The following is a 24853-nucleotide window of genomic DNA, read 5'->3' as shown; positions in this document are numbered from 1 at the left end:
GCGGTTTGAACGGTCTTGAACGGTCGAAACGGTGGGCGAGATATATATCACGAGTGGTAGTTGCTTCGGATAGCATGTCGGAGACGCCCGAGACAGTGTTGCTCGCCGACGACGACGCCGGCTGTCGGGCACTCTATACTGCCTGGTTGGAGGCGGACTACGAGATACGGACGGCTGCGGACGGTACCGCGGCCCTCGAACAGATGGACGACGACGTCGACTTGGTGGTTCTCGACAGGGAGATGCCCCGAAAGGACGGCGAGGCGGTCGCAGCGGCTATCGACGCCGGCGACAACGACCCGTTCGTGGTGATGATAAGCGGCGTCGAACCGGGGGTCGACCTGCTCGACATCCCCGTCGACGACTACCTGACGAAGCCGGTACAGCGGGAGTCCGTCCTCGCAGTCGCCGAACGCGCCGCGACACTTTCGACGTGTCAGGCACGTCTCCAGCAGTTTCTGGCGCTCGCCTCACGAAAGGAGTGTCTCGAAACCCACGTCCACCCGGCCGAACTGAGCGAGAGCGACGCGTACCGGTGTGTCGTCCGCCGACTCGAACGCGAACGAGCGGCCGTCGAGGAAGCGCTCGACGCGGCGGTCAGCACGCCGGACACCGACAACCCGGACGCGTCGACGCTGCCGGGCCTATCGTGGGCCACGGAGTCGCCGTAGCGCGACGAGACAATAGGTTTTAGCCGTCGGGGTGGCACGGTAGCGCGTATGGAATACGTAGACGTGGCGATCGTCGGGGGTGGCCCGGCCGGGTCGTCCGCCGCCGAGGCCGCCGCCGCCCGAGGTGCGGATGCCGTCGTCTTAGAGAAGGGGGTTCCCCGGGCCGACCGCGACGGCCCGGGACCGGATTCGACGGACGCTGCCGGTCTGCTCGACTACTGGCTCGACATCATGGACATCCCGTTCGAGGAGTTCCCCGAGGACGTCGTGCTCAGCGAACTCGACGGGGCGAAGTTCTACGGCCCCGACTCCGAACTGGCGCTGACCGAGACCGGTATCGACGCGAGTTACGACGGATTCGGCTTTACGATGCACCGCGCGAAGTTCGACGATTGGCTTCGCCAGCGAGCGACCGACGCCGGTGCCGACTATCGCGTCGGCGTCAGCGTCACCGGCGTCGAGACGGACCTCGCGTCGAGTCCGCGCCACACGGTCCACCTCGCCAACGGCGAGGACATCGAGACGGACCACCTCGTGCTGGCCGACGGCCCCCAGCGAACCGTCACGGGCGGGGCCCTAGACCAGTTCCTCCCCGAGGGTCGGACGATGAGCGAGATCATGCCCTCCAACACGGTCAACCACATCGCCTATCAGGAACACCGCCGGATGCCCGAGGAACTGTTCGACCCGGACTTCATCGAGTTCTGGTGGGGCATCATGCCGGGTCACACGGCGTACCCGTGGATCTTCCCGAACGACGAGCCAGTGGCCCGCATCGGCCTGACGATGCCCATCGGACTGGACATCGACGACTACGACACGCGCGAGTGGGACCTCCTGCGCGACGACGACGAGGGCATCCCCCGGGGCAACGAGTACGTCCGGCGACTGCTCGAACGGCAGTTCCCCGAGTACGACGTCGCGGACTTCCCGCTGGTCGAAGACCGCGGGAAGTCGAAGGGCACAGAGACCTATCCCATCTCCTCGACCCGCCCCATCGAGTCGCCCGCCCGCGCCGGCATCGCCGTCACCGGCGGCGCGATGGGCGCTACATCGGCGTTCCACGAGGGCGGCGACCACGTCGCGGTCCGAACCGGGAAGATAGCCGGTCGACTCGCCGCCGAGGGCGGCCTCGAACGCTACAACGACGAGTGGCACGCCGCCATCGGCGACGAAGTCCTGCGGAACGCCACGTTCGCGGACATGGTTCGCGACTGGCGGCCACGCGACTGGGACCGTGCGTTCACCACAGCGGGAGACCTGATGGACGCTCGCGGCATCAAGGCAGACGCCGCTCTCAAGGGCGGCCTCCACGGCATCGAACTCGTCGCCAAGTACAAGTGGGGGAAGTTCGGCTACCGCAACGGGAAGTACGTCCAGTTGCGCGAAGACGAGTACGCACTCTGAACGCCACCCTTAGGTACGGGTGTCTCCTAGATCGACTGCGTGCCTTTAATCCCCGGCCGAGGCCCGTCACCGGGACGATGACGAACCGGAGAACCCGGGCACGGTACATACCGGCGGCTGACGCCGCCCGTTTGGCGAACGCACCCCGCCCGACTCGCGGTCGTATCCCGCCCGCCGAACCGGTCAACGCCGTTTCGGCACCAGGCGACAGTTCTGTCGCCCGCCCGGCACGAGGGTTTGCCGGCTGACCTGGCGCGCCGCCCAGGATGACGCCGGTCGTTAGTGTTCCGGGCGTACATTTCGAGGACAGATAGTATCCCGAGTAAATTGCTTCGGGGAACCGTTTACTCAGATATCGTATAGAGCGTTTAGAAAACGCTCGGCAGGAAAAGTTTACTCGGGTGTGATTTGGACGGTCTAGAAAAACGACTCCCATAGACAATTTACCCAGGCACGATCTAGAACAGCTAGGGAAACTATTTGCCATAACCTTTTACTTAGGACGAGAGGAGAGATAGCTAATGAAAGATGGGTACCTCGTGGATACGCCTGCTCCAGGAGTATACCGGCCGGTCGATTCGAGCTCCAGCGTTCCGTTCTCCAAGTTTTACAAGCCGAACGAACTGCCGCCGGATATTGAGCTATCGGACGATGTAATTCAGGCTTATGGCCGTGCGATGCACTCACTCGGTCGGCTTGATGGATTCTGGAGCGAGATTGAGAACCCCGAAACTGTCTTCGGCCTTTTCGTGTACAAGGAGGCCGAACAGTCTTCACAGGTTGAGGGAACCCGTGTCACGGTTTCAGATATGTACAAGGAGGGATCGGATTCGAAGGACGTCCGCGAGGCGCGGAATTATGCATCTACTCTGAGCGAGGCGGCGAAACAGCTGTCGGAAACAGGACGATCCCGAGAGAACCTTTCGAACGAGCTGTTGAAAGACTTGCACAGAGAACTGATGGAGAAGGGACGGACCGACGAAGAAGATCCGCTCCCGGGAGAGTTCCGACCAAGCTACGCGTGGATTGATGAATCGACCGGTATCGGAACACGAGTCCGTTTCGCTCCGCCAAAAGCCGAAATCGCGGCGTCGAGAATGGAGAACGTTGAGGAATATATGCAGTCCGAGGGAGCATATCCCGACCTGATCGATATCGGGATTCTGCATTATCAGATCGAAACGATCCATCCGTTCGTCGACGGGAACGGCCGCGTCGGTCGTCTGCTTATCGTGCTGTTGCTGATGGCGTCGGATATCTTGCTCCATCCGCTGTTCTATCTCAGTTCCTATATTCGACGGAATCGGGACGAATATACGAATCGGCTTCTGGCGGTTAGTGAAGAAGGGGAGTGGAACGAATGGCTACTGTTCTTCCTCACGGGGATTAAAGAGCAGGCAAACGAGGCGTTCAGCCGGGCGAAACTTCTGCTTCACCTCCACAAGCAGTATCAGGAGAAGTATGCCGACGCTCGCCCGTCTGTCAGGGGTCTCCTTGAAGAGGTCTTCACCGAGCCTGTATTCACAGTTAATCGTGCTTCGGAGATGATCGATATGTCGTATCCGGCGGCGAATCAGGCGGTATCCATACTAGAGGATGACGGGGTTCTTCGGGAACGGACTCAGAAAGAACGGTACCGAGAATTCCAAGCAGACGATGTCCTAGACGCATTGAATAAAGACGCAGATGAGATCCCCTCGCCGGAGGCAGTAATAGAGGAAGAAGAGAATCGGTTCGAGGAAGTCACTCAATAGGGCATCGAAGTTCGCACATCGTTACTCAGTAGGCAGATCTACCTAATAACCGAGTCTGTCAGACTCGTGTTGCGGGTCGCCAGAGCTGATCGGGATGAACACTGAGAGATGTAGACGCCCTAAGAAACGAGTAGCGTTCTCACGCCCATCGGTTTGCCATACGCTGCTGTCTCGTGTTTCACTTCCGTCGAGCCTACTAGTAGAAACTCGGCCGGTAGTGTTCCGGGCGTACATTTTGGTATACTATCGAATGCATTGCAAATAATATGCGTAGCTTTGGTTGCGGCCTATTGTCGAGACAGGTTATCAACAGTGAGCACCTTTCCAGCCGTATCTTCGGGGGAAACAGTCAGTGATGACAAACCGGGGATGATGTCCGACGGGAGTGCGCATATGCCTGTTAGGTTCGGATGCCCGTGCTGAATATACAGCGCGTATCTTGCACGACCAACCGTCGCTGGTTGGCCGATAGCTACCATGAGGGTGTCATAGAAGTATTCTCACACCGAGATCACAGTACTTCCGGAAACGTCTCCACGCTCATAGCTGGTGATTGCAACCACGAGACGGAGACACAGCGCGAGAAACACCTGCGCTCGTGCATGGACGCGTCGTCGGTACGTTCAACGCCTGTACGGCAGGTATACGTCTCGTCTACTGTCGATAGCTTCAGCTGAACGTGTTCACCATACTCCGCTGGTGCCGGCCGGTGTCGTACATGTATCCGCTTACGTTTATTGCTCCCAATATATAAAAATTATATATTATTTTGTCGCTGAATAATGTGCCGACGAATACGGCATGCAACGACGACAATTCATCACGGCACTCGGCGCAACGGGATTGCTCGGCGCGACTGGTGCTGCGAGTGCACAGGCGAACGGCAAGGGAGAATCGAAGAGGAACGGACGTAACCCGAACGTCGACGGAGGGATCGAGAACGTCATCGTGCTGATCGGCGACGGCATGGGCTTTGACCCGATCGAGGTAACGTCGGTGGTCCACGACGACCTCGCGATGCAGTCGATGACCGGAGTCGGCTACACTCGGACGAATTCACGGAGCGGCGAGGTGACGGATTCGGCGGCAGCAGGGACGGCGCTCGCAACCGGGCTGAAAGCGTACAACCGTCAAGTCTCCGTCTACGGCGACGGCGACGAGGACGACGTTACGCCGCTGGCGACCCAGCTCGAAGTCGCCCAATGGCTTGGGAAGGCGACCGGGCTGGTGTCGACGACCAGAATCACGCACGCGACGCCCGCGGCGTACGCCTCGCACATCTACGACCGTGGTCAGGAAGCGGCGATCGCGGCGCAACTCGTCGACAGCGGCGTCGACGTCCTGTTCGGCGGCGGTCGCCACGAGTTCGACGAGGAAACGCTCGGTCGTGCCGAAAACGAGGGTTACGAACTCCTCACGGACGCGGGGGACCTCGGATCCGCGAGCAGCGAGAAGCTCCTTGGCCTGTTCGACGACAGTCACGTCACCTACACGCTCGACCGCGACGACGCCATTCCGGCCCTGCCCGAGATGACCGCAACGGCAGTAGACCACCTGGAACAGGACGACGACGGGTTCTTCCTGATGGTCGAGGGGGGTCGCATCGACCACGCCGAACACGGCAACGACACGCAAACGACTGTCGCCGAGACGAAGGAGTTCGACGAGGTCGTGAACTGGGCGCTCGACTACGTCGAGGACCGCGACGACACGCTCGTGGTCGTCACCTCCGACCACGAGACCGGCGGGATGGCGACCGGCGACGGCTACGGGTCGCCGATCGAGACCGACGCGATCGCGAACGCCGAGGCGAGCAACGGGGCGATCGCCGCCGCGATCGAGGACGGCGCGGACGTGCGCGAGGCGGTCGAAGGCCACGTCGACGTCGACCTCACTGACGAGGACGTCGAGCAGATCGAAGACGGGATCAATTCGGACAATCCCTACGGCCTCTTGAACGAACTCGGGGCGGTCATCTCCGACCACCTCGGCGTCGCGTGGGCCTCGAACGCTCACACCGGACCGGCCCAGCCCGTCATGGCCGCCGGGCCGAACGTCGATCCGTACGACGGCTGGGTCCACCACGTCGACCTCTCGGCGACGCTCACCGCCCTACTGCTGTTCGGACGGCTCGACGAGGTCTCCGAGACGGAATGTGAAAACTGGGAACGGACCGTCGCCAAGAAGGGTCCCCGCGGCACCCGCGACGCCTACATGGCGCTCCAGTACGTCGGCCCCGTCGCTGACGACGTGACCGAGGCGCTCGACGTCGACGACAACGGCGTCGTCGACTACCGCGACGTCGTCGCCATCCTCGACGGCGAGGTTCCCAAACCGGTGACGGCCAAGAAGTAACGCAAACGCCGCCGGACGCGGTCGACCGGACGGCACGGAACCGTCCAGAACACCGTGTCGTCGAGGCGACTGACCCACCTTTTTGCCCGTCTGTCGCCACGTCCGTGGTATGACCGACGACGGCGACCCGGAGGCGAACCTCGAACAGTGGAAAGACGCGATGCAGGCCGAACACGAGGACGCCATCGCCAACCCCGACCCGAGCGAGGATCACCGCATCGAGGGCGTGACACAGGTTAGTTACCGCGTCACGTTCGAGTACGACCCGGAGACCGAGACGCTCGAACGCGACCAGCGAGAGCAGGTCGACGACCTCGCCGACCCGGAACTGCTCTCCTGTGATTGTGGTGTCCGCGGGATGACGCCCGACGAAGCACGCGAACACGTGCGGGCGGCCCGCGAACAGGCGTCGGAGTAAGCCACAGTCGGTCTCAGACCCGCGAGAGGACGTCCTCGGCGAGACGCGTGAGTTCCCGGTCCGGGTCCTCGCCGGGCGTCGAGACGACGACGTGATCGACGCCGACCGACGCGAGGTCACGGAAGTACTCGACGAACCACTCGCTGCCGGCCCGGTAGCCCTGATGGACCGGTTCGGGGTCGGCCGTCGGGTCGTCTGTGAGGTGGGTGCGAACGACCATCGCGTATGGTTTCTCGCCCGCGGCGGCGCGCCAGTCGTCGAGATACGACGCCAGCGTGTCTGTCGGGAGGTGATAGAACAACCAGCCGTCGCCGTGGTCGGCTATCCACTCGACGGACTGACGGGCGTTGCCCGTCGGCAAGAGTGGGATCGTCCCGCCCGCCGGTTTCGGGACTACGTCGAGGTCACCGTCTAAGGAGCCCCAGCGACCCTCTGCCGTCGGAAACTCGTCGCGCCAGGCGGTCCTGAGAAGGTCGACCGACTCACGGAACAGTACGCCGCGCTCGTCCGGATCCACGCCGAACGCCGGGTACTCCGGGTCCCGGTCCCCGGTGGCGACGCCCAGCACGAGTCGTCCGTCGGCGAGGCGGTCGACGGAGGCGGCGCTCTTTGCGACGTGCAACGGGTGTCTGAGCGGCAAGACGACGCTCGCCGTCCCCAGCGCCACGTCGTCGGTGTGGGCGGCCGCGTAACTGAGCCACGACCACGTATCGAACGTCTGGCCGGCGTCGCCGAACCGGGGCCAGTACAACGGGACGTCTCGCGCCCAGAGGGCGTCGAACCCGAGCGACTCGGCGTGGGACGCGAGGGTCATCTCCCTGTCGACGTCCGGGCGCGACTCGCTGGCGTCGGTCAAGGGAAAGCCGACGCCCACGGTGAGGCCGTCGCCTCCGAACAGGCGGTCGTACCCGGCGTTGAACTGCGCCATCGTGGCTCAGGCGAGGAGCGCTTGCTGGGGTAACTGGTCGCCGTACTTGACGACGACGAACAGCATCGTAAACAGCGTCGCGTTGTACAGACCGTGAATCAATGCCGGCACGACGATGTTGTCAGTGTACTCGTAGGCCACCCCGAAGACGAGTGCGGGGACGACCAGCACACCGAGTGTCACGAGGTTCCCCTGTGGCGACCCGCCGCTGAGCGCGAACCAGTGGAGGCCGGCGAAGATGACGCTCGGGATGAGGACGCCCGGAACGGGACTGAACACCTCACGGATACGGCCCTGAACGACGCCGCGGAACAGCATCTCCTCACCGGGGCCGATGACCAGAATCGACGCCGGTATCAACAGGAGCAGGACTTCGGGGTTTTCCATCCCTATCTGGGCAGCCTGATTCGTCCCGGTCTCTAACTCCGTGCCAGTGACTCGCTGGACGACCGTAATCGCGGCCGACCCCAGCAGCGCGCCGCCGATGGCGACGAGGTAGCCCGCGACGATTGTGGCCGCGTCTCTCATGCTCGGGACGGCGGCGGAGATGTCGAACCTCGGAACCGTCTCGGACAGTTGCAACAGGTCACGAATCGGTCCCGCGAGATGCGGTCTGACCTTGAGGTAGCTCAGGGCGACACCGGCACACCCGATTCCTTGCACGAAGACGAGGCTGAGGACGATACTCAGGGCCGGCGAGAGTTCGAGACCGATACCGACGATGAGGAGTCCCGCCACCAGGAACGTCAGGGCGAAGCCGAGGAGCAGGCCGCCGGCACCGAGGACGAGTGCGGCGACCAACGCCACGACCGACTGGAGGAACGGTCGCTCGCGCGTCACGTGAGACATACCGGCTGGTAGCGGCGACAGCCTGAAAACAGTTCGCTCCGCGGCCAGTTCGTCAGCGGGTTCGCTCGCCGGCCTCGACGGTCGTCTCCAGCCAGTTCGTCTCGGGCGGGAGCGGGCAGGAGAAGGTGTCGCTGTACGCGCAAAACGGGGCGTACGCGAGATTGAAGTCCAGCGTGACGGCGTCGCCGTCGGTCAGTTCCTCGTCGGCCTCCAGTTCCATGTAGCGGCCGCGGTGGTAGGTCTGCTGGCCGCTGGTCTTGTCTCTGAAGGGGACGAAAAACGTCGCGGGGTCGTCGCCGGCCTGTCGGTAGCCCGCGAGGTCGTAGGACTCGCCGTCCAGTTCGAAGGCGAAGGTGACGACGTGGAGATACCGGACGGTCCGGCCGTCGGTCGTGTCCATCTCGACGGGCGCAGGTTCGTCGTGTCGCGTCACCGTCGCTTCGACGCGGTAGTCGGGGTCCGGATCGAAGTAGGCCAGACCGTCGAAGTCGTCGCGTTCGTCCGGCGGGATGGGTGACTGCGGGTGTTCCGCGAAGAACTCGTCTTTCTCGGCGCGGTTCTGTCGGAGACGGTCGTCCCAGGCGTCGCTCATGGGCTACGTTGCGAGGCGAGCAGTTTGAGTCCGGCGGTCCACCGACTGACTGCCACGACCGTCGTCACCGGAGTGACCGACGTCCAGAAACAGTTACGGCCAACGGTATCACCCCTCGAAGCCCGTCATCTCGAACCGCGCGCCGCCGAGTTCGCTCTCGGTGACGCGTATCTCCCAGCCGTGGGCCTCGACGATCTGGTCGACGATTGCGAGACCGAAGCCGTTGCCGTCGTCCGAGTGAGTGTACCCCGAGGTGAACACCGCCTCGCGTTCGTCCTCGGGAATTCCCGGACCGTCGTCCTCGACGAAGACGCCGGCCCCGTCGTCGAGGTCGCCGACGCGGATCGTCGGGCCGTCGCCACCGTGTGAGGCGGCGTCGTCGGACTGCGTCTGACTGCTCGTGGCGCCGTGTTCTACGGCGTTGCCGAGGAGGTTCTCGAACACACGCCGGAGGCGGTCACGGTCGGCCTCTACCGCCTGGGCCGTCGTCACGGTGAGGTCAGCGTCCTCGGCCTGTATACCCAGCCAGCACTCCGCGACGAGGTCCGGGAGCGACACCGGTTCCGTCTCCTCGACGGTCACGCCCTCGCGGGCCCACGCGAGGACGTCGCTGACGAGGTCCGACATCCGGTCGTGGGCCGCTGCGACGCGGTCGAGATGCTCCCGGTCGACCTCGCCGTCGCCCTCCGTCGCCAGTTCGAGGTGGACGGCCGCGAGGTCGAGCGGCGTCCGAAGGTCGTGTGAGACGATAGAGGCGAACTCGTCCAGCCGCTCGTTCTGTCGAGCCAGGGCCTGTTCTCGGTTCCGGAGGGTCTGTTCTCGCGCCACCTGCTGGAGCGCAGACTGGATGTTCGCCGCGAGGACGCTCCCGAGCGAGCGGTCCGTATCGTCGAAGGCCCCCGGGTCAGTCGAGGCCGGCAACAGGACGCCGCGGTCGCCGAGCGGCACCACCATCTCCGATCGGATCGGGGTCTCGGGGCCCAGCACGCCCGCGCCCTCGCACACGTCCTGTCTGACGATCGCTTCGCCACGTTCGAACGCTCGCCACGCGATGGAGTCGCCCTCGGTGAACGTCGGCAGTTCACCGAACAGTTCGTCCGTACACTCCGTCGTCGCCGCGGGGACCAGACCGCCGCGCTCGTCGTCGTAGAGGTGGATAGCGTTGATGTCGTGGCCGAGGATGTCCTTGGCCGCAGCTAGTCCGACGTTCAGTACCTCGTCGGTCGACTCGGCGGTCATCAGGTCGCGTGCAGTCTCGTGGAGCGCCGCCAACCGTTCTTCGTAGGTCGTCCGTTCCGTGATGTCCGTGTAGACGCCGTAGGCGAGTACCTCGCCGTCTTCGTGTTCGATGGGGACGTTCCTGAACAGGAAGTCCCGTTGTTCGCCGTCGGCCGTCTCTCGGCGCACCTCCCGGGAGACGCACGCGCCGTTCAGGACGGCGCGGTCGATTTCGGCGGCCCCGTCGGTGCGGTCAGCGGGCACGAGGAGGTCGTTTACCGACTCGCCCACCACGGCCTCGGCATCGTACCCGAACACCGCCTCGAAGGCGCCGTTGGCCCGTCGAATCCGCGGTTCGCCGTCCTCGAAGTCGGTGACCACCGTCGGGTCGGGGAGGTTGTCGAACAGCGCCCGGTATCGGTCTCTGGCACGCTGACGGTCACTGACGTCCCGGACGGTACCGGCGAACACCTGTTCGGGGCCGGGGAGCGTCTCCAGTCGCCCCTCGACCGGAATCGTCTCGCCGTCGACGAGCGCCGCCGTCTCGTAGGCGAACTGGTCGACGTCCTCGCTCTCCGCGAGGCGCACGAACGGGTCGCAGTTGCCGACGGTATCGGCCGGGGGTGTCAACTCCGAGAAGTGTGCCCCGAGGATGTCGGTCGGGTCCCGCCCGACCAGTTCGCCCAGTCGCTCGTTGGCGAAGACGAACTCGCCGTCGCCGTCGAGCGCGAACACGGGGACAGAGAGCGCCTCGAGGAGTCGGTCCGCGGGGACGTGGTCGCCGCTGTGGCCCGGTTCGCTGACTCGGCCGCCGTCGGTCGCCGGCAGCGACTCGTCGTCGAGCACTCGGAGGATGCCGACCGACCCGCGGAACGACTCGCCCTCGTACGGCAGGACGCCCATGTGGTCGCGGCACTCGACCGTGTCCCCGTCCGCCGTCTCGATGGTGGCACGGAACCGGGTCGTCTCCGGCCCGGAACTCGACAGCAACCGACCGAGTTCGGTTTCGGCGCGCTGGACGGTCTGGTCGGGCTTGACAAACGACGTGGGTCGACCGAGTATCTCCGTCCGGTCGTACCCCGTCATCGCCGCGAACGGTTCGTTGACGAACTTGAACGTCCCCGTCTCGTCGACGACGTACACCGGGTAGGCGAGCGCGTCGATGACCGTCTCGTAGCGGTCGGCTTTCACCTGCGCGTGGTACTGATCGGTGGCGTTGTGGACGCGGTTCGCGAGCAGGTCGTACTGTTCGGGGCCGCCCTTCTGGAGGTAGCCGGTGACGCCGGCGTTCAGTGCGTCCGCGGCGACGGTCTCGCTCCCCCGACCGGTAAAGAGAATAAAGGGGAAGTCCGCGTGGTCGAACTGCTGGGAGAGCCGTTCGTACAGTTCCAACCCGTCCAGTCGCGGCATCTCGTAGTCGCTGACGACGCAGTCGAACTCGCCAGCATCGAACCGGTCGAGTACCGCCTCCGGGTCGTTGACCGTCGAGACGCGGATGTCCGAGTCCCGTTCGAGCATCGTCGCCGCGAGATCGGTGATGGAAGGGTCGTCGTCGACGTGGAGAACGTGGATATCACCGGCAGCCATTGGGATGTATTCGCGGACCAACCACTTCAACGCGACGGGTCCGTTATCAATTCAAAAACCGATGACTGGCGAACGCGTCTCCACCCACGCGACGGGGTGGTCAGTTCCCGCCGTCGTAGTCGTCGCCGTATATCTCACCGAGTTTCTGCTCGAACGCCTCACGGATGTTCCGGCGTTTCTTCTTCATCGACGGTGTCAAGAGGTCGTTCTCGGCGGTCCAGTCACTCGGTACGAGTTCGAACCGCTTGATTCGCTCTAGTTGCTCCAGTTCGGCGTTGGTCTCGTCGACGGCGTCTTGCATCCACGCGCGGACCCTGTCGTCCTGACAGCGGGCGTCGTCGTCCGCCGGCAAGTCGATGCCCTCGGCGTCGGCCCACCGCTCTAGTTCCTCGAAGTTGGGGACGATGAGCGCGGCCACGAACTTCTGGTCGTCGCCGACCACCATTATCTGTTCGACCCTATCGTTCGTCGAGAAGCGGTCCTCTATCGGCTGTGGTGCGACGTTTTTCCCCGTCGAGAGGACGAGCAACTCCTTCAGTCGGTCGTGATAGACGAGGAAGTCGTCGGCTCGCCGCTCGACGATATCTCCGGTCCGGAACCACTCCGTGCCGTCGATTTCGGTGAACGCCCGCTCCGTGGCCCCCGGTTCGTCCCAGTAGCCGTCCGTGACGTTCGGGCCGTCGACGAGGAGTTCGCCGAGAGTGCCGCTCACGTCCTCGAACTCCGAGTCGTCGACCACGTGGGTATCGAGGCGGACGTTCATCTCGTCGACCGGCACCCCGAGCGTCCCCGGTCTGACGTCCTCCGGTGGATTGACAGAGATGACCGGGGCCGTCTCGGTGAGTCCGTACCCCTCGACGATGGTCAGCCCCATCCCGAGGAACGTCTCACAGAGCCGTTTCGAGAGGCTCCCGCCGCCGCTGACCATGAACTCTATCTCCCCGCCCAGTCTCTCCGCGACGGTGCTGTAGACGAGTCGGTCGGCGAGTCCGTGTTTGAGTTCGAGGAGCGGTCCCGGGTTCTCGGCGCTGGCGTAGTCGCGGGCGACGTCCATCGCCCACTCGAAGATGCGCTTTTTCGCCGCCGAGTCGCTGGCCTGTTCGCGCATGTTGGCGAAGATGCGTTCGTACACTCGCGGGACGCTGGCCCCGGTGTTGGGTTGAATCTTCTGGATGTCGTCTGCAAGCGTGTCCGGGTGCTCGACGTAGCCGACGGTCGCACCGGAGCCGAACATGAAGAAGTGCCCGGACAACCGCTCGAAGACGTGCGCCAGCGGGAGGAAGGATATGGACGTCGTATCGGACGTGATGGCAGGGAGGTCGGGGTGTTTGTCGGGTCTTGGAGCGAGTCGTTTCCGCGTCTGGTTGACGTTCGACCGGAAGTTCTCGTGCGTGAGTCTGACGCCCTTCGGTTGTCCAGTCGTCCCGGACGTGTAGATGAGGCTGGCGAGGTCGTTCGGGTCCCGGTGGGCCAGCCACGACCGATACCGCTCCTCGTCGAACGTCTCTCGGCCCCGCCGGTACACGTCGTTGAGCGAGTAGACGTCCTCGCGGTCGGCGTCGTACTCGTCCATCACGACGATGAACGAGAGCGAGAGGTCGTCTTCGACGTCGAGGACTCGCTGGAGCAGTTCCTCGTTCTCGACGACGACGGCCTCGGCGTCCGGGTCGTCCAGCAGATACCGAACTTGCTTCGGCGACGACTCCGTGTACACCGTGGTCACGACGGCGCCCGCCGAGAGCAACGCGAAGTCCGAAAGCGCCCACTCCATCCGGGTACTGGAAAACAGGCCGACGCGTGTATCGGCCTCGACGCCGAGAGCACGGAACCCCGCCGCGAGGTACTTGACGAGGTCGTGCATCTCCCGGTAGGTGAGACTGGCGTACTCGCCCGGCGGCGCCGCGGGAATCGCATCACCGGTGAGCGAGCGGTCGTACGCCCCGCCTTTGTACAACTGTGCCTCGCTGTCGGCGTTGCGTTCGGCGCTCGCGGCGAACAGTTCTCCCAGTGTGTCGTCGCCGATCACCTCGTCCGTGTACGACGCCTCTGCCGCACGCCAACCCGGAGTCCCTGCCATGGGACTGCGTTCACCACCAGTTGCCAAATATGTCAGGGATGTTCACAGGGAACACGTTTGCAAAAGTTTCCGAACCGAGAGCAACCGACGGGGGACGTAACGGAATCACTCGATGTCGATGTTCGAGCCCGATATCGCCTCGTCCTCGTCGACGGTGAATCGAACTTCGAGGACGCCGTTGCGGTAGGTCGCGCTGGCGTCTTCGGGGTCGACGTGGGCCGGGAGCGTGATGGACTCCGTGACCGTTCTGCTGCGGTAGCCCATCCCGTCTCCCACCTCGTGTTCGCCGCTCAGGTGGAGTTCGTCGTCGTGGAGGCGCAGGGAGAGTTCGTCGCGTTCGAACCCCGGGAGGTCCGCGAGCACCACGAAGCCGTCGTCGGTCTCCTCGATGGAGACGCCGGCGTCCCACCCGCCCTCGTCTTCGAAGCCGGTTTCGTTTCCGAAGGCGGGTGTGTTCCACGAACCGAACATGTCGCTTCGCATCTGGTCGAACAGTCGGTCCACGTTGTCGAAGGGGTATCGTCGTCCTCTCATAACACATCCTAATACGCCGGACGAGATGATAAAGGAGTATGGACACGTGATAGCAAACGCCCGATAGAGGACTTGATACGCACTATATCGATATTTTGCCGTCCGTTTCCGAGTCCTGCCCGCCCAACCGCGGGGCTTTTTCGCGTCGGGTACACACCGGAGAGTATGACAGACGGGTGGTTCGCCGGCGTAGAGTCCGGTGACGAGGCGGCCGCGGCCGAGCGTATCAGAACAGGCCGGGCCGACGGGCCCGAGGCGTGGCCCCAGCAGGCCGTCGACGCCGGGTTCGCGAGCGACGAGGACGACTACTACGATCAGTTGCACGCGGCGACGATGACGGCGACGCGGGCCGCCGTCGCGGAACGTGAGACCGCCGACGACAAGCAACTCGTCCACGCGATTCGGGCGATGGCCGACTGCGAGCGGACGGCCAACGAACTCGCCGAACGCGTCGCGGAGTGGGCGGGCAGTCGGTACGGCGAGAGCGGCAGCGGCGTCGACTTCGCACGGGACGTCGTCGAGCGCGAACCCGTAGACGAAGGTGACGTCGCCCTCCAGTCGCTCGCCGAACGGACCGTCGCCGTCGCCGACGAGGCCGACGACCTGCGGACGTACATCGAACAGACGGCACCGGCCGTCGCGCCGAACCTCTCGGCGTTGGCCGGGCCAGTGCTTGCGGCCCGCCTCGTCTCGCTGGCGGGCGGCCTCGAATCGCTCGCCAAACAGCCCAGCGGCACCGTACAGGTGCTCGGGGCGGAGGACGCCCTGTTTGCCCACCTCCGGGGCGGCGCGCCGTCGCCGAAGCACGGCATCATCTTCACACACGAGTACGTCAGCGGAACCCGCCCCGAGGAGCGGGGGTCGGCCGCGCGAGCGCTGGCCGGGAAGTTGAGCATCGCTGCGCGCGTCGACCACTACAGCGGCGACCTGCGGCCAGACCTCGAAGCGGAACTCGACGAGCGCATCGAGCGCATCCGCACGCGCGGAGGTGACGGCGAATGAGCCTCCCCGACGGCGTCTCTCGACACGACTTCGACGGGACGACCAGCATCGCCACGCGTGGCCACCCCGAATACGGCGAGCGAACCGACGGCGAGTGGCGCCGCTGGGACCCACACCGCTCGAAACTCGGCGCGATGCTGGAACTCGGGATGGAGACGGGGCTGACCGCCGACCAGACCACGCTGTATCTGGGCGCCGCCGCCGGCACGACGGTCAGCCACGTCGCCGACTTCGGCGGCCCCACCTACGCCGTCGAGTTCGCGCCCCGACCGACGCGTGACCTCCTCGACGTAGCCGAGCGCCGCTCCAACCTCTTTCCCCTCCTGAAGGACGCCAGAAAGCCCGAGACGTACGCACACGTGGTCGAACCGGTCGACGTACTCGTACAGGACGTCGCCACCCGGGGACAGGGGCGCGTCGCGACGCTGAACCGGCAGTTCCTCGCCGACGACGGCTATCTACTGGCCGCTATCAAGGCCCGGAGCGAGGACGTGACCGCCGACCCCGAGGACGTGTTCGACGAGGTACTGGCGGACATCGACGCGGCCTACGACGTCGTGGCGACCGAACGACTCACGCCGTACCACGACGACCACCTCGGCGTCGTCGCTCGACCGGAGCGGTAGTGAGCGGTCGTCGGGCCCGGACGGAAGGCTTTAGCGCGTCGGTTGCCATGCACCAGTCGATGGATGAGACGGGGTCTCCCGAGAACTTCACCCGGATGAGTACGTTGGGCATCGAAGAGGAGTTCTACGTCGTCGACGACTACGGTCGGCCGACGTCCGGGACGGACGAACTCGTCTACGAGGCAGCGCCGCCGGAGCTACTGGAGGGTCGCTTAGACCACGAGCTATTCAAGTGCGTCATCGAGACGCAGACGCCGCTCATCGAGGACCCGAGCGACGCCCGCGAGCAGGTACTCGCAGTACGGGAGGCACTGGTTGACCACGCCGACCGGAACGGGTTCGGCATCGCCGCCGCCGGCCTCCACCCGCTCGCGAAGTGGCGGGAACTCGAACACGCAGCGAAGCCCCGCTATCGGGCCCAACTGGACCGCATCCAGTACCCGCAACACCGGAACACGACGGCGGGCCTGCACGTCCACGTCGGCGTCGACGACCCGGACAAGGCGGTCTGGGTCGCGAACGAACTCCGGTGGTACGTGCCCGTCATGCTCGCGCTGTCCGCGAACTCACCGTACTGGAACGGGTTCGATACGGGTTTGCAGTCCGCCAGAGCGAAGATATTCGAAGCACTTCCCAACACCGGGATGCCGACTGCCTTCGAGGACTACGAGGCGTTCGAACGCTACGAGCGGTGGATGCTCGACAGCGACAGCATCGACGACCGGGGCGAACTCTGGTTCGACGTGCGACCCCACTCTGGCCACGGCACCGTCGAGGTCCGCGCACCCGACGGACAGGCCGACCCTGATACCGTCCTCGCGTTCGTCGAGTACGTCCACGCCCTCGTCGAGGACCTCGCCGCTCGCTACGAGGACGGCGAATCCGGGACGAGACTCCGTCGAGAGCTCTTAGACGAGAACAAGTGGCGCGCCATTCGACACGGACAGTCCGCCTCTCTCCTCATGCGAAACCCCGGCGAAACGCTCCCGCTAGAGGACATCGTCGCACGCGAATGCGATAGACTCGACGTCGATGGCCTGTGGGAACTCCTCGACGGAGAGAGCGGGGCGACCCGGCAGCGGCGAATCCGTCGCGAGGAGGGTGTCGCCGCCCTCTGTGAGTCGCTGCTGCTCGACTATTGACGCCGTATCCGGTCGCTGTACCGGTACGCCACCGGCACCGTGACGAAGGGTTTTGGCTGCCACCACTACTCCAGGTGCCCCCACACCCATCAGGAGTGGCATCCTCGACCGTGGCCTCGTCCCACAGCCCGACGTCCCGTTGTACACGCAGATATCGTTCGCCGGTCGCCGACGATAACGGTTACTCGGTCGTGCTGTGCGACGATGTATTCTATTGAGTACTGTACTAAAATAGTAGTGGGTCACTCTCACCGGCGATAGTCAGACCGTGTATCCGGCGTTGTTTAAGTGCGCTCTTCGTCGATCTGTAGAAACGCACATCGTTCCTGCACGTTTGAGACGAATGGTTCCGGTTGGTGCAGACTCGCGTCGATCGACGACTCGCCCGGTCGTCGCTGCAGTGCAGTCGCCGCTCACTACCCCGAGGCAAGGTTTTTATCCGAAAGTCGCTTTCGTCCTCACAGAGACAACGCATGTCTGCAGACGACCCACACGAAGAAACCGAGGAGACCGGAGACGTGCGCGAGCGAATCGAGCAGGAAGCCGACCGCGCAGTCGAGCAGTTCGACGAGGGCATCGTCGACTTGCTCGCCTGGCTACTGGACACCGAGACCCGCGCGCGGATTTACGTCAGTCTGCGTCAGAACCCCGAGAGTACGAGCGACGAGATATCCGAGGCGACCGGCCTCTATCCGAGTACCGTTCGGGAGGCGCTCGCGGCGCTGCACGAGGAGGGGACGGTCACCCGCCAGAAACGCGAGAGCGACGGCGCTGGCAACAACCCCTACGAGTACAGCGCGATTTCGCCGAGCGAACTCGTCAACACCGTCGTCGGGGACATCCAGTCGGAACTGAACACCGTGTTCAACTTAGACGACCACCTCGGGGGCGACGACGAACCGCTCTCCGGCGACGAACCGGTCACCATCTCCGTCGAAGACGCCGACGACGAAGACGACGACGAAGCGTAATCGGAGACTGGGTCGCTGTCTGGCCCCGTGTGACGGTTTCTCGATGGTTGGGGAAGACGACACCACTAAATCGGACGACGCCGTTGCCGGGGATATGATGGTCGCACTGGGTGGGACGTTCGATCCCATTCACGATGGACACCGCGCGCTGTTCGAGCGTGCGTTCGAACTCGGTGACGTGACAGTCGGGCTCACCAGTGACGACCTCGCGCCGAAGACCCGCCACGACGAGCGTCACGTCCGCTCGTTCGCCGACCGACGTGCCGACCTCGCCGCGGAACTGTCGACGCTCGCCGAGGAGATGGGACAGGACTGGGAGATTCGCGAACTCTCCGAGCCGACCGGTATCGCGACCGAACCCCAGTTCGACGTCCTCGTCGTCTCGCCGGAGACGGAGACCGGCGGCAAGCGTATCAACGAGATTCGACGCGAACGCGGCTACGACCCGCTCGAAATCGAGGTCGTCCCGCACGTCCACGCCGACGACGGCGACATCATCTCCTCTACTCGCATCGTCAACGGCGAAATCGACGAACACGGGAACCTGACGCCCGAGCGCGAAGGCCGCGGGCAACCCTCGTAGTTACCAGTCGGGCGCTTCCAGCCCAGCATACTCTAGCAAGTCCTTCCAGCGCTGTTGTATCGTCAACCGGGAGACGTCGGTCGCGTCGGCGACGGCCGACTGGGACCGTTCCTCGCCGGCGACGAGTGCGCCGACGTAGACGCTGGCTGCCATCGTCGCTCGCTTCGAGCGGTCGTCGTCCGGAAGCGTCGAGAGAAACAGGTCGACGGCGTGTGACCGCGCCTGCGTCCCGAGGTCTAGCGTCTCTGCGGCCGTCTCGATCTCGGACAGCCACGCGTCCTGTTCGACTCGGTCGCTGGCGCGATACATGGCGTGGGGTTCTCGCTGAGCCTACCTAAATCTTCGTCGCCATCGGTCACGTCTCCGGTCGGGGCTACCGTTTTGCGACTCGGCGATTGGCTGCCGCCGAGCGCTCGTAGACTGTCCCGCACGATTTACACTCCCAGACGTACGCGCCGAGGTCTCTGAACGCGTCCTGTCCAGTCCGAGAATCGTCGCACTCGGTGCATGCTTCGGGGCGGTACTTCGACCCCGTGACAGCGGATTCGACCGGTTCTCCAGCAGCCTCGTCGACGAGCAAATCCAACACCTCACGACGCTCGTCGGCCGTCAGTTTGGCCCCCAGACCGTCGACGACGGACGATAACGCCTCGGCAGTCGCTTCGATCTCGTCGCGGACATCGTCACTGACCGTGGAATCGAGCCGCATCCCGGCGAGCTGTGTCGTCCGTCGATAGTATTCGGACAGCGCCACCGAGTAAACAGCGATCCGTGCCTGTCCGAGGACGGCATCGCGTAGCTGCTCTCTGTCGATGGGCTCTGAGAGATGGACCTGTGCCGTCGGCGTCGTATTATACACGGGGAGGTGGCTGGACGTGGCAAACACCACACGACTCTGTGGCGCCAGCCGCCACAACAGCGTCGCTAGCCGCTCACGCAACTCCGTGGAGAGTTCGTGCCGGACGATAGCGACGGTCGTCGTCTCGCTGATGGCTTCTTTCGCCTCGGCACACGACGTAGGGGTATGGACGGATATCGTATCCGCGAGCCACTTTTCGTAAAGCTCCCGGCGGGTGGACTCGTCGAATACCACGACCGACGGAGCGTCGATAATCGGGTGCAGTGACGGCTGACCGTTTGGTTCGGACGGCGTCGTGCGGTGGCGAGTCGGGTGAGACATCCTCTTCGCTCTCGATACGGCATACACTCTCCTGTCGGGACATAAATGTTACTCAATATACATTATATTCAATAATCGAATTCGGTGCGCCACCAGCCGTCGGCTGACGGGAGCAACACGGGCGTCGTCCCGGTCATCGCTACCTGGACCCGGCAGCGAGAGAGATCGGACATCGCTATCGGAGTTGACCCGTCGCTGTTGGGACGCGACGTCGGGGTGGCCTCGCGAGCGTTCCCGACGGTCACGTCCCGGCCCGCAAACGAAGGGTTCTTGATGACCTCGCCGGAACGGGTGACTGCGCGCGGGTTGCCGAGCCAGGAAAAGGCGTAGCGCTTAGGACGCTATCCCGTAGGGGTCCGCCGGTTCAAATCCGGTCCCGCGCATTCCGACTGACCGCGAACGGACGTGAGCGGTCTGTGAATCGTGACGAGCGGATTCTGAACCCTGGAAGACGAGCGACGCGAGTCTTCCTCCGGTTCAAATCCGGTCCCGCGCATGAGCGAACGAACGTGAGCGAAGAGCAGGACCGATTTGCACCCTGCAAGGAACGCGCAGCGAACGGCTGTGAGCGAGCATTTCTTGCTCCGGTTCAAATCCGGTCCCGCGCATTCCGACTGACCGCGAACGGACGTGAGCGGTCTATGAATCGTGACGAGCGGATTCTGAACCCTGGAAGACGAGCGACGCGAGTCTTCCTCCGGTTCAAATCCGGTCCCGCACATTTTGTAGCGAACGAGACCGTGAGCAACACTCGTGACGAGCGGTGTCGAACGACGCGAGACGACCGGAGTGGGTGTCGCCGTCGAGTGTAACTCCGGTCCCCACGTTCGACCGACTGCGAACTCCGACGCCCGGCGTCAGCGTCTCGCCGGACGGCGACGTTCGGCCCGGGTCCGTGTCGTGGTGTTTTCGCCGGAACGAGCGGCGTATCCGTGGTGTCGACGACGGGTAAGCGAGCGGTCACTCGCGGACCCAACCACAGGGTTATGCTTGTCGGGCGACTAACATTGCGGATGGCTGACGATAAGCGCGGTCGAGACAAGCAAGCACGGGACGTCGAGAAACGCCAGCGCGAGCGGGCTATGGGCGTGGCACTGGAGCGCGCGGACGAGACGGAGCCACCGATCGAGGACCCAGAACTCGACGAGATAGAGACGGAACTCGACGCGCTGTCGTTCCCGGCGACGGGGTCCGACGTCGTCACAGCGATCGGTGACCGGGACGTCGAGGCAGACGACGGCACCTACACCGTCGAGGAACTGGTCGCGGACACGGAGACGGAGGTGTTCGACTCGCCCGCTGCCGTCCGCGTGCTGGTCCAGCGCCCGACAGTCGCCACGGCGATAAAACGCATCGTAGAAGCGACCGACTCGCTGCAAGGCGTCGACCTCGATGGCTCACAGCGGGAGGCCTACGAGAAGACGTTCCGGGCGCTCAAGGGAATCGACGCCGACGACGAGGACGAGGGGGTAGAGGCCATCAGGGACTGGGTTCTCGAACAGATACGGGACGACGGGACGCTCCCGGGGTCCCGGGCGGTCCGCCGACAGGCCGCGGAGTTCTGTCGTGCCAACGGGTATCAGGTCCGGAACGACGAGTGGCTCGGGATATAAACCGCCGACGGCCGGCAGACGGGACGCAGTCGACAGCGTGGGCCACCCGGCGAGCGTCGGCCGGAGTCAGCTCTGCGTTCGGCGGAGAAACTCGTCGAGTTCGTCCTCGACGAGTGTGGCGACGCGCTCGCTGTACCGCCAGAGGGCCGCGTTGAGCCGTTCTTCGGTCTCGTCGTCTAGCTCGTCGGTGCCGCTGAGGACCGAGTCCGCGGTAATCTGAGGGTGATACACGCAGACGACGCCGAGTGCGGCGTCCGAACTCGTGGGCCCGCCCGTGTAGATACCGTACTGGTCGGTCCCCCAGACGCCGTCGCCACCTTGTCTCTCCAGTGCCGAGTCGAGCGCGTCGAGGAGTTGGCGTTCGTCAGCGGTGAGCAGCGGGTCCGCTCCCTCGAACAGTTCCGCGTATGCCTGTGCCCTGGCACTGGCGGTCCACTCTTCGAGGTGGGAGCGCGCTCTGAGGACGGTCTGTCTCTCGTCCGGAAGTTCGTCCATACATCTACGGGGCGCCGCAGACAAATCAACGTTGGTACAAGTTCTCGACGAGACGCCCGCAGTCGCCGTCCCTCGGCGGGCTACTTGTGCGTGAACAGCACGACGTTGTCGTCGTGAATGGCCGTACAGAGGTCCATCTCGAAGTCGAGGTTGAGGGACGTGAACTCCTGCTTGCAGACGACCATGTCGTCGAACGGTTTTTCGCAGGCCGGGCAGGCGACGGCGGTGGTGTTCTGGTACGACTTGATGGCCTCGTTGTCCTCGCGCGGCGTCAGCGACGACACGAGTTCTTCGAAGTCCTCCATACCGGGAGTCACGGCCCCCGTCGCTTAAATCATGCGCCGGGGAGGACGACACACGGCCCCGACGGCGGCACCGGTGGGATAAAGTGGGATTGCACTACTCCAAGTGAGTATGGAACACTCGCCCGACGGAACGCGGTTCGTCCTCGTCGCGGGGACGACGGCGACAGCGGAGAGAGAGGGTATCAGCGCCGCCGGTGCCGACCCGGACCTGATGACGACGACGCCGGCGGCCGATTCGGAACTACTCGCGTACGGGCGGCCCGTGCGGACGGAGACGGTGCCGGTGAGTCCGAGTGGGTGTCCGACGCCGGCGTTGGTCACGCGCGCAGTGCGCGAGGTGCTTGGCTTCGAGGTGACGGTCGTCGACGGCGGCCTCGCGGAACCGACCGCCGCGCCGACGGTCACTGTCGGCGCCGGGCCGGGGCGAGATATCGCCGAACAGGACCCGGTGCCGACGGCCCACGGCGCCTTCGAGGCGGCCAGACAGTTCGGCCGGAAACTGCCCGCCGACGAACTGTGGCTGGCGGAGACGGTTCCCGGCGGGACGACGACTGCGCTGGGCGTGTTGCGAGCACTGGGTGAAGACGCGACGGTCTCCTCCTCACTGCCGGAGAACCCCGTCGAACAGAAAGAACGGGTCGTCGAGGCCGGACTCGAAGCCAGTTCGCTCGCACCCGGCGACGCCGCTGGGCAACCGAAGCGGGCCGTCCGACGGATGGGCGACCCCGTGTTGGCGACGGTGGCGGGCCTCGCCGCCGGTGCCGTCGAGACGGACACGGCAGTGACGCTGGCCGGCGGGACACAGCAACTCACCGCTGCGGCACTGGTCCGTCACGGCGGCTACGAGGGGCGACTGGGGCTGGCGACGACGACCTACGTCGCCGACGACGGGACGGCGAATCTCCGGGCGAGCGCCGCCGAACTGGACCTCGACCTGACCGTGACAGACCCCGGGTTCGCGGGGTCGGACCACGTCGCGATGGAGCGGTTCGTCGCGGGCGAGGCCAAAGAGGGCGTCGGGATGGGCGGGGCGCTGGCGCTGGCAGACCGGGCCGGCGTCCCGATGGCCGACGTTCGCGAGCAGTTCGCCGCGGTGTACGACGACCTCGTCGACGAGGTGCGCGTGGGTGGTGCGCCGTGACGGTGGGTGACCGGTCGTGAAGGGCGTCGTCCTCGCGGGCACGGCCTCGAACGTCGGGAAGACGGTGGCGACGCTGGCGACCCTCTCGGCGCTGGAGCAGGCGGGCTACGACCCACAACCCGCCAAGGCCGGCCCGGACTTCATCGACCCGAGCCACCACGAGGCGCTCGTCGGCAACCCCTCGCGGTCGCTGGACCCGTGGCTCGCCGGCGAGGAAGGGACGCGACGGACCTACTGGCGCGGCGAGGGCGACGTCTGCGTCGTCGAGGGGATGATGGGCCTCTACGACGGGACGAAGGCGTCGACGGCCCGCGTCGCCGAGGTGCTGGACCTGCCCGTCGTCCTCGTCGTCGACGCCAAAGCCGGAATGGAGAGCGTCGGCGCCACGGCACTGGGCTTCCAGCAGTACGCCGAGCGTATCGGTCGAGACATCGACGTGGTCGGGGTGCTCGCGCAGCGTGCCCACGGCGGCCGACACGCCGAAGGCATCCGCGACGCACTCCCCGGGGAACTGCGGTATCTCGGTCGGATTCCGCCGACGCCGGACCTCGACATCCCCGACCGGCACCTCGGTCTCCAGATGGGGAGCGAGGCGGCCATCGACGAGGCGGCGCTGGCCGAGGCCGGTGAGACTATCGACGCCGACGGGGTCGCAGAGATAGCACGCGACCCACCGAGCGCCTCGCCCGCCGACCCGTCGAGGACGGACGCCACCGTTGCCGTCGCCCGCGATGCAGCGTTCTGCTTCGTGTATCCCAGCACCGTCGAGCGAGTCCGTGAACGGGGCACTGTCGCGACGTTCTCGCCGCTCGCGGGCGACCCGGTGCCGGAGGCCGACGCCGTCTATCTGCCGGGCGGCTACCCGGAACTGCACGCCGCCGACCTCGCCGAGTCGTCGACGCTCGACGAACTCGGGACGCTGGCGGCCGACGGCCTGCCGGTGTACGGCGAATGTGGCGGCCTGATGGCCCTCTCGGAGACGCTGACGACAGCCGACGGCGACACCTACGAGATGGCGGGCGTGTTGCCGGCCGACGTCGAGATGTGCGACCGGTATCAGGCGCTCGACCACGTCGAGCTAGAGGCGTCTCTCGACACGCCAGTCGCCACCGCAGGCACCCGGCGCCGCGGCCACGAGTTCCACTACTCCTCGGCGACGGTCGACGCGGACGCACGGTTCGCGTTCGAAGTGGTCCGGGGCGACGGCATCGACGGCGACCACGACGGCCTGACGGAGTACCAGACGGTCGGGACGTACTGTCACGCCCACGCCGCGAGCGGGGCGTTCGACCAGCTATTGTCAGTCTGAACATACGACGAGCGACGGCAAACGCGTCGTTCGAGTGGCAGACGACCGGCTGACGGCCCACAAACTTTTTTCCTGTCTGCAATCGTGATACGTACA

The 24853-nt window shown here is 64.9% G+C and carries 23 protein-coding genes, 1 tRNA gene and 1 pseudogene; 14 read left to right on the top strand and 11 right to left on the bottom strand.

The window, feature by feature from the left end; genetic code table 11:
- Positions 1 to 74: 74 nt before the first annotated feature.
- The 3 genes from IEY28_RS03240 to IEY28_RS03230 all read left to right on the top strand — a co-directional run bounded on the left by IEY28_RS03240 (position 75) and on the right by IEY28_RS03230 (position 3832).
- Positions 75 to 671 (top strand): response regulator, encoded by a 597-nt coding sequence (locus IEY28_RS03240; protein WP_188994477.1) that lies wholly within the window; start codon positions 75 to 77, stop codon positions 669 to 671.
- Positions 672 to 719: 48 nt separating this feature from the next.
- Positions 720 to 2078, top strand: a complete 1359-nt coding sequence (locus IEY28_RS03235; protein ID WP_188994475.1) for an NAD(P)/FAD-dependent oxidoreductase — start codon at positions 720 to 722, stop codon at positions 2076 to 2078.
- A gap of 521 nt (positions 2079 to 2599) precedes the next feature.
- Positions 2600 to 3832 (top strand): Fic family protein, encoded by a 1233-nt coding sequence (locus tag IEY28_RS03230; protein ID WP_188994473.1) that lies wholly within the window; start codon positions 2600 to 2602, stop codon positions 3830 to 3832.
- A 500-nt stretch (positions 3833 to 4332) separates the two neighbouring features.
- Here the strand turns inward: IEY28_RS03230 and IEY28_RS03225 are convergent.
- A pseudogene (locus IEY28_RS03225) lies at positions 4333 to 4562 on the bottom strand (IS5/IS1182 family transposase); the annotation flags it as partial.
- Positions 4563 to 4633: 71 nt separating this feature from the next.
- Here IEY28_RS03225 and IEY28_RS03220 point away from each other — a divergent pair.
- Both IEY28_RS03220 and IEY28_RS03215 read left to right on the top strand, forming a co-directional pair.
- On the top strand, positions 4634 to 6187 hold the full coding sequence (locus IEY28_RS03220; RefSeq protein WP_188994471.1) for an alkaline phosphatase: 1554 nt from the start codon (positions 4634 to 4636) through the stop codon (positions 6185 to 6187).
- A 109-nt stretch (positions 6188 to 6296) separates the two neighbouring features.
- Entirely contained in the window at positions 6297 to 6605 is a 309-nt protein-coding gene (locus IEY28_RS03215) for a hypothetical protein (protein WP_188994469.1), read from the top strand.
- Between the two features lie 13 nt (positions 6606 to 6618).
- Here the strand turns inward: IEY28_RS03215 and IEY28_RS03210 are convergent, their stop codons facing one another.
- From IEY28_RS03210 to IEY28_RS03185, 6 genes are all read right to left on the bottom strand, one after another.
- Positions 6619 to 7533 carry an LLM class oxidoreductase gene (locus IEY28_RS03210; protein WP_188994467.1) on the bottom strand — a complete coding sequence of 305 codons (915 nt, stop codon included), beginning with the start codon at positions 7531 to 7533 and terminating at the stop codon, positions 6619 to 6621.
- Positions 7534 to 7539: 6 nt separating this feature from the next.
- Positions 7540 to 8382, bottom strand: coding sequence for a CPBP family intramembrane glutamic endopeptidase (locus tag IEY28_RS03205; RefSeq protein WP_188994465.1), 843 nt, complete (start codon positions 8380 to 8382; stop codon positions 7540 to 7542).
- Positions 8383 to 8434: 52 nt separating this feature from the next.
- The gene (locus tag IEY28_RS03200; RefSeq protein ID WP_188994463.1) at positions 8435 to 8974 is read right to left on the bottom strand and encodes a DUF1684 domain-containing protein; all 540 of its coding nucleotides are present in this window, start codon (positions 8972 to 8974) and stop codon (positions 8435 to 8437) included.
- A gap of 108 nt (positions 8975 to 9082) precedes the next feature.
- Positions 9083 to 11779, bottom strand: a complete 2697-nt coding sequence (locus tag IEY28_RS03195) for a PAS domain S-box protein (RefSeq protein WP_188994461.1) — start codon at positions 11777 to 11779, stop codon at positions 9083 to 9085.
- Positions 11780 to 11879: 100 nt separating this feature from the next.
- Positions 11880 to 13856: an AMP-dependent synthetase/ligase gene (locus tag IEY28_RS03190; RefSeq protein ID WP_188994459.1), complete on the bottom strand. Its 1977-nt coding sequence runs from the start codon at positions 13854 to 13856 to the stop codon at positions 11880 to 11882.
- A gap of 105 nt (positions 13857 to 13961) precedes the next feature.
- The gene (locus IEY28_RS03185; RefSeq protein ID WP_188994457.1) at positions 13962 to 14390 is read right to left on the bottom strand and encodes an Hsp20/alpha crystallin family protein; all 429 of its coding nucleotides are present in this window, start codon (positions 14388 to 14390) and stop codon (positions 13962 to 13964) included.
- Positions 14391 to 14555: 165 nt separating this feature from the next.
- Here IEY28_RS03185 and IEY28_RS03180 point away from each other — a divergent pair, with 165 nt between their 5' ends.
- From IEY28_RS03180 to IEY28_RS03160, 5 genes are all read left to right on the top strand, one after another.
- On the top strand, positions 14556 to 15392 hold the full coding sequence (locus IEY28_RS03180) for an NOP5/NOP56 family protein (protein ID WP_188994455.1): 837 nt from the start codon (positions 14556 to 14558) through the stop codon (positions 15390 to 15392).
- On the top strand, positions 15389 to 16018 hold the full coding sequence (locus IEY28_RS03175) for a fibrillarin-like rRNA/tRNA 2'-O-methyltransferase (RefSeq protein WP_166969531.1): 630 nt from the start codon (positions 15389 to 15391) through the stop codon (positions 16016 to 16018). The genes IEY28_RS03180 and IEY28_RS03175 overlap by 4 nt, the downstream gene beginning before the upstream one ends.
- Positions 16019 to 16077: 59 nt before the next feature.
- Positions 16078 to 17160: a glutamate--cysteine ligase gene (locus IEY28_RS03170; protein WP_188994453.1), complete on the top strand. Its 1083-nt coding sequence runs from the start codon at positions 16078 to 16080 to the stop codon at positions 17158 to 17160.
- Positions 17161 to 17633: 473 nt separating this feature from the next.
- Positions 17634 to 18131 carry a helix-turn-helix domain-containing protein gene (locus IEY28_RS03165; RefSeq protein WP_188994451.1) on the top strand — a complete coding sequence of 166 codons (498 nt, stop codon included), beginning with the start codon at positions 17634 to 17636 and terminating at the stop codon, positions 18129 to 18131.
- Between the two features lie 94 nt (positions 18132 to 18225).
- Positions 18226 to 18714, top strand: coding sequence for a phosphopantetheine adenylyltransferase (locus IEY28_RS03160; RefSeq protein WP_188995680.1), 489 nt, complete (start codon positions 18226 to 18228; stop codon positions 18712 to 18714).
- On the opposite strand, the gene IEY28_RS03155 is transcribed toward IEY28_RS03160, so the two are convergent.
- Together IEY28_RS03155 and IEY28_RS03150 are read right to left on the bottom strand one after the other, a co-directional pair.
- Positions 18715 to 19023: a cyclin family protein gene (locus tag IEY28_RS03155; protein ID WP_188994449.1), complete on the bottom strand. Its 309-nt coding sequence runs from the start codon at positions 19021 to 19023 to the stop codon at positions 18715 to 18717.
- 64 nt (positions 19024 to 19087) lie between these two features.
- The gene (locus IEY28_RS03150) at positions 19088 to 19807 is read right to left on the bottom strand and encodes a hypothetical protein (RefSeq protein ID WP_188994447.1); all 720 of its coding nucleotides are present in this window, start codon (positions 19805 to 19807) and stop codon (positions 19088 to 19090) included.
- Between the two features lie 386 nt (positions 19808 to 20193).
- Here IEY28_RS03150 and IEY28_RS03145 point away from each other — a divergent pair.
- Both IEY28_RS03145 and IEY28_RS03140 read left to right on the top strand, forming a co-directional pair.
- Positions 20194 to 20277: transfer RNA gene (locus IEY28_RS03145), tRNA-Leu, on the top strand.
- Positions 20278 to 20907: 630 nt separating this feature from the next.
- A complete protein-coding gene (locus IEY28_RS03140) occupies positions 20908 to 21507 on the top strand; it encodes a DUF5789 family protein (RefSeq protein ID WP_188994445.1) in 600 nt (199 codons plus the stop codon).
- A gap of 66 nt (positions 21508 to 21573) precedes the next feature.
- Here the strand turns inward: IEY28_RS03140 and IEY28_RS03135 are convergent, their stop codons facing one another.
- Entirely contained in the window at positions 21574 to 22002 is a 429-nt protein-coding gene (locus IEY28_RS03135) for a DUF7539 family protein (RefSeq protein ID WP_188994443.1), read from the bottom strand.
- 80 nt (positions 22003 to 22082) lie between these two features.
- The gene (locus IEY28_RS03130) at positions 22083 to 22307 is read right to left on the bottom strand and encodes a DUF7385 family protein (RefSeq protein WP_188994441.1); all 225 of its coding nucleotides are present in this window, start codon (positions 22305 to 22307) and stop codon (positions 22083 to 22085) included.
- 109 nt (positions 22308 to 22416) lie between these two features.
- Here IEY28_RS03130 and IEY28_RS03125 point away from each other — a divergent pair, with 109 nt between their 5' ends.
- Both IEY28_RS03125 and IEY28_RS03120 read left to right on the top strand, forming a co-directional pair.
- Positions 22417 to 23448: a nicotinate-nucleotide--dimethylbenzimidazole phosphoribosyltransferase gene (locus IEY28_RS03125; protein WP_188994439.1), complete on the top strand. Its 1032-nt coding sequence runs from the start codon at positions 22417 to 22419 to the stop codon at positions 23446 to 23448.
- A 16-nt stretch (positions 23449 to 23464) separates the two neighbouring features.
- Positions 23465 to 24757, top strand: a complete 1293-nt coding sequence (locus IEY28_RS03120) for a cobyrinic acid a,c-diamide synthase (RefSeq protein WP_188994437.1) — start codon at positions 23465 to 23467, stop codon at positions 24755 to 24757.
- Positions 24758 to 24853: the final 96 nt, after the last annotated feature.

It is taken from the genome of Haloarcula pellucida (assembly GCF_014647235.1).
GTDB lineage: Archaea > Halobacteriota > Halobacteria > Halobacteriales > Haloarculaceae > Haloarcula > Haloarcula pellucida.
Note: the sequence above shows the minus strand (reverse complement) of the source record. Positions and strands in the feature narration are given on the sequence as shown.

Excerpts from the sequence above, each read along its gene's own strand:
- IEY28_RS03185 (WP_188994457.1), bottom strand. The coding sequence starts at position 14,390 with ATGAGAGGACGACGATACCCCTTCGACAACGTGGACCGACTGTTCGAC.
- IEY28_RS03210 (WP_188994467.1), bottom strand. The coding sequence starts at position 7,533 with ATGGCGCAGTTCAACGCCGGGTACGACCGCCTGTTCGGAGGCGACGGC.
- IEY28_RS03180 (WP_188994455.1), top strand. The coding sequence starts at position 14,556 with ATGACAGACGGGTGGTTCGCCGGCGTAGAGTCCGGTGACGAGGCGGCC.
- IEY28_RS03240 (WP_188994477.1), top strand. The coding sequence starts at position 75 with ATGTCGGAGACGCCCGAGACAGTGTTGCTCGCCGACGACGACGCCGGC.
- IEY28_RS03195 (WP_188994461.1), bottom strand. The coding sequence starts at position 11,779 with ATGGCTGCCGGTGATATCCACGTTCTCCACGTCGACGACGACCCTTCC.
- IEY28_RS03135 (WP_188994443.1), bottom strand. The coding sequence starts at position 22,002 with ATGGACGAACTTCCGGACGAGAGACAGACCGTCCTCAGAGCGCGCTCC.
- IEY28_RS03155 (WP_188994449.1), bottom strand. The coding sequence starts at position 19,023 with ATGTATCGCGCCAGCGACCGAGTCGAACAGGACGCGTGGCTGTCCGAG.
- IEY28_RS03175 (WP_166969531.1), top strand. The coding sequence starts at position 15,389 with ATGAGCCTCCCCGACGGCGTCTCTCGACACGACTTCGACGGGACGACC.
- IEY28_RS03165 (WP_188994451.1), top strand. The coding sequence starts at position 17,634 with ATGTCTGCAGACGACCCACACGAAGAAACCGAGGAGACCGGAGACGTG.
- IEY28_RS03205 (WP_188994465.1), bottom strand. The coding sequence starts at position 8,382 with ATGTCTCACGTGACGCGCGAGCGACCGTTCCTCCAGTCGGTCGTGGCG.
- IEY28_RS03170 (WP_188994453.1), top strand. The coding sequence starts at position 16,078 with ATGGATGAGACGGGGTCTCCCGAGAACTTCACCCGGATGAGTACGTTG.
- IEY28_RS03190 (WP_188994459.1), bottom strand. The coding sequence starts at position 13,856 with ATGGCAGGGACTCCGGGTTGGCGTGCGGCAGAGGCGTCGTACACGGAC.
- IEY28_RS03130 (WP_188994441.1), bottom strand. The coding sequence starts at position 22,307 with ATGGAGGACTTCGAAGAACTCGTGTCGTCGCTGACGCCGCGCGAGGAC.
- IEY28_RS03220 (WP_188994471.1), top strand. The coding sequence starts at position 4,634 with ATGCAACGACGACAATTCATCACGGCACTCGGCGCAACGGGATTGCTC.
- IEY28_RS03125 (WP_188994439.1), top strand. The coding sequence starts at position 22,417 with ATGGAACACTCGCCCGACGGAACGCGGTTCGTCCTCGTCGCGGGGACG.
- IEY28_RS03230 (WP_188994473.1), top strand. The coding sequence starts at position 2,600 with ATGAAAGATGGGTACCTCGTGGATACGCCTGCTCCAGGAGTATACCGG.
- IEY28_RS03160 (WP_188995680.1), top strand. The coding sequence starts at position 18,226 with ATGATGGTCGCACTGGGTGGGACGTTCGATCCCATTCACGATGGACAC.
- IEY28_RS03200 (WP_188994463.1), bottom strand. The coding sequence starts at position 8,974 with ATGAGCGACGCCTGGGACGACCGTCTCCGACAGAACCGCGCCGAGAAA.
- IEY28_RS03215 (WP_188994469.1), top strand. The coding sequence starts at position 6,297 with ATGACCGACGACGGCGACCCGGAGGCGAACCTCGAACAGTGGAAAGAC.
- IEY28_RS03140 (WP_188994445.1), top strand. The coding sequence starts at position 20,908 with ATGGCTGACGATAAGCGCGGTCGAGACAAGCAAGCACGGGACGTCGAG.
- IEY28_RS03235 (WP_188994475.1), top strand. The coding sequence starts at position 720 with ATGGAATACGTAGACGTGGCGATCGTCGGGGGTGGCCCGGCCGGGTCG.